This is a genomic window from Kitasatospora sp. NPDC057223, from assembly GCF_042669755.1.
Classification (GTDB): Bacteria; Actinomycetota; Actinomycetes; order Streptomycetales; family Streptomycetaceae; genus Kitasatospora.
Map to the genome: position 1 here is coordinate 1 of NZ_JBHUWW010000292.1, position 2,212 is coordinate 2,212.

At 72.8% G+C, this 2,212-nt stretch carries 3 protein-coding genes; all 3 read right to left on the reverse strand.

Annotated features, from left to right (window positions below; translation table 11 throughout):
* Nucleotides 1-166: 166 nt before the first annotated feature.
* The 3 genes from ACFUK0_RS40095 to ACFUK0_RS40105 all read right to left on the reverse strand — a co-directional run bounded on the left by ACFUK0_RS40095 (nucleotide 167) and on the right by ACFUK0_RS40105 (nucleotide 1,947).
* A complete protein-coding gene (locus tag ACFUK0_RS40095; protein WP_380259018.1) occupies nucleotides 167-463 on the reverse strand; it encodes a hypothetical protein in 297 nt (98 codons plus the stop codon).
* A 204-nt stretch (nucleotides 464-667) separates the two neighbouring features.
* Nucleotides 668-1,249 (reverse strand): aminoacyl-tRNA hydrolase, encoded by a 582-nt coding sequence (gene pth / locus ACFUK0_RS40100; RefSeq protein ID WP_380259020.1) that lies wholly within the window; start codon nucleotides 1,247-1,249, stop codon nucleotides 668-670.
* Between the two features lie 110 nt (nucleotides 1,250-1,359).
* Nucleotides 1,360-1,947, reverse strand: coding sequence for a 50S ribosomal protein L25/general stress protein Ctc (locus ACFUK0_RS40105; RefSeq protein WP_380259022.1), 588 nt, complete (start codon nucleotides 1,945-1,947; stop codon nucleotides 1,360-1,362).
* Nucleotides 1,948-2,212: the final 265 nt, after the last annotated feature.

Sequence of the window (2,212 nt, forward strand, 5' to 3'; positions counted from 1 at the left end):
CGGGTGTACCTGCCGCTCGCGGACTGACCCGGCGGCGGGGGGGGGGGGGCCCCGGGGGGGGGGGGGGGCCCCGGGCCCCGCCCCCCCCCCCGGGCGGGGGGGCCCGCCCCCGGCACCCCGGGGCCCCGCCCCCACGGCCGTTGCACGTCCTCGCTCCGACGGGCCGTCAGAGCGCCCCGGGCGCTCCCGAGCGGCGCCGCCTCAGCCACATCGCCGCGCCGCCGGCCACGACCACCAGGCCGCCGCCGACCGCGACCAGGCCGGCGTCACCGCCGACGGAGTCGCTCAGCACCGGCGCGAACTCGGCCGAGGCCGGCGCCGGCGAGGCGGCCACTCCCGTGTCGGCCTCGGCCGCCTCCTCCGCCTGGGCCGCACCGGCCCCGGAGAGCAGCACTCCCGCCGCCCCCAGCACACCGGCCGCGCCGACCCCCACCCGTCGGCCGAGCCGCTCCAGCCGTACCATCCGTGCGCGACGCAACCGCCGCACACGCCGCAAACTCCGCATCGAGCACTCCCCAGACCCCTTCGCGTACCCGACCGACCGTATCCGATCGGCCGTACCCGCCCCACACCGGATCAGGCGCCTGCGGCCAAGCGTTGTACGACCGTTGCGTATGTTGCGTGCAGGAAACATGAGGGAACGTCAGGGGCGCCCCCGGACGCCGGATCAGGAGTTGTACGTCGACTGGGCGCGCTCCAGCCCGTCCGACAGCAGCGCCTCGACCGCGTCCGCCGCCCGGTCGACGAACCAGTCCAGCTCCTTGCGCTCCGCCGAGGAGAAGTCCTTCAGCACGAAGTCCGCGACCTCCATCCGGCCGGGCGGGCGGCCCACCCCGCAGCGCACCCGGTAGTAGCCCGGGCCGAGGGACTTCGTCATCGACTTCAGCCCGTTGTGGCCGTTGTCGCCGCCGCCGAGCTTCAGCCGCAGCACCGCGTAGTCGACGTCCAGCTCGTCGTGCACCGCGATGATCGAGGAGGTCGGCGCCTTGTAGAAGTCCCGCAGGCCGGTCATCGGACCGCCCGAGAGGTTCATGAAGGTCATCGGCTTCGCCAGCACCACCCGCTGCCCGGCCAGCCGGCCCTCGGCGACCTGCGCCCGGCTCTTGTGCGCCTTGAACTTCGCGCCCATCCGCTGCGCCAGCAGGTCCGCCACCATGAAGCCGATGTTGTGCCGGTTGCGGGCGTAGCCCTCCCCCGGATTGCCCAGGCCGGCCACCAGCCAGGGCCCTGTGTACTCGTCGTCGCTCATCAAACGCTCCTCAACGTGCCGTCCAGCACATCATCCCGGACACACCGCTGCCCCGGCCCTCCACACGAGCGGAGGGCCGGGGCAGCGGATCAAGCGGTGTGGGGTGAGGCTCAGGCCTCGGCGGCCTCAGCGGCCTCCGCGTCGGCGTCGGCCTGCGAGGCCTGGGCGCCGATGACCTGGAGGACGACGGTGTCGGCCTCGACGGCGAGCGTGGTGCCCTTGGGGAGCACGATGTCACCGGCGGTGATGGAGGCGCCGGCCTCCAGGCCCTCGACGGAGACGGTGACCGACTCGGGCAGGTGGGTGGCCTCGGCCTCGACGGGCAGCGAGTTCAGCACGTGCTCGAGCAGGTTGCCACCGGGGGCCAGCTCGCCCTCGGCGATGACCGGGATCTCGACGGTGACCTTCTCGCCGCGCTTCACGAGCAGCAGGTCGACGTGCTCGATGGTGCGCTTGATGGCCTCGCGCTGGACGGCCTTCGGCAGGACGAACTCGTCCTTGCCGTCGATCGGGACGACCAGCAGCGCGTTCGAGGTCTTGAGGGCCATCATGAGCGCGTGGCTCGGGAGGTTCAGGTGCACCGGGGCCAGGCCGTGGCCATAGACGACACCGGGGACGAAGCCGGCGCGGCGGGCACGACGGGCGGCACCCTTGCCGAACTCGGTACGGGTCTCGGCGTCAAGGCGGATCTCGGACACGACTGCACTCCTCGTAAAAGAACTGGCGCGGGGGTGCAGGCAACGCGAAAAAACCGCCGGAACCACACCCACAGATTGGGGGGCACTCGGCGGCTTACGAGCTCTGCCAACAGACCGGAATCCGGCCTGAGCAGCGCGTCGATCACGGAGCGCACACCCGCGGAACGGGCACACGACATCCCTCGCCGAGCAGTCTCACGAGTCTAACCGCACCGGCAGTCAACCGTGAAATCGACGGCGGCCCCGGCCCGCGAAGGGCCGGGGC

Bases quoted from the DNA above. Each gene is read 5' to 3' on its own strand.
- pth (WP_380259020.1), bottom strand. From the start codon at position 1,249: ATGAGCGACGACGAGTACACAGGGCCCTGGCTGGTGGCCGGCCTGGGC.
- ACFUK0_RS40095 (WP_380259018.1), bottom strand. From the start codon at position 463: ATGGTACGGCTGGAGCGGCTCGGCCGACGGGTGGGGGTCGGCGCGGCC.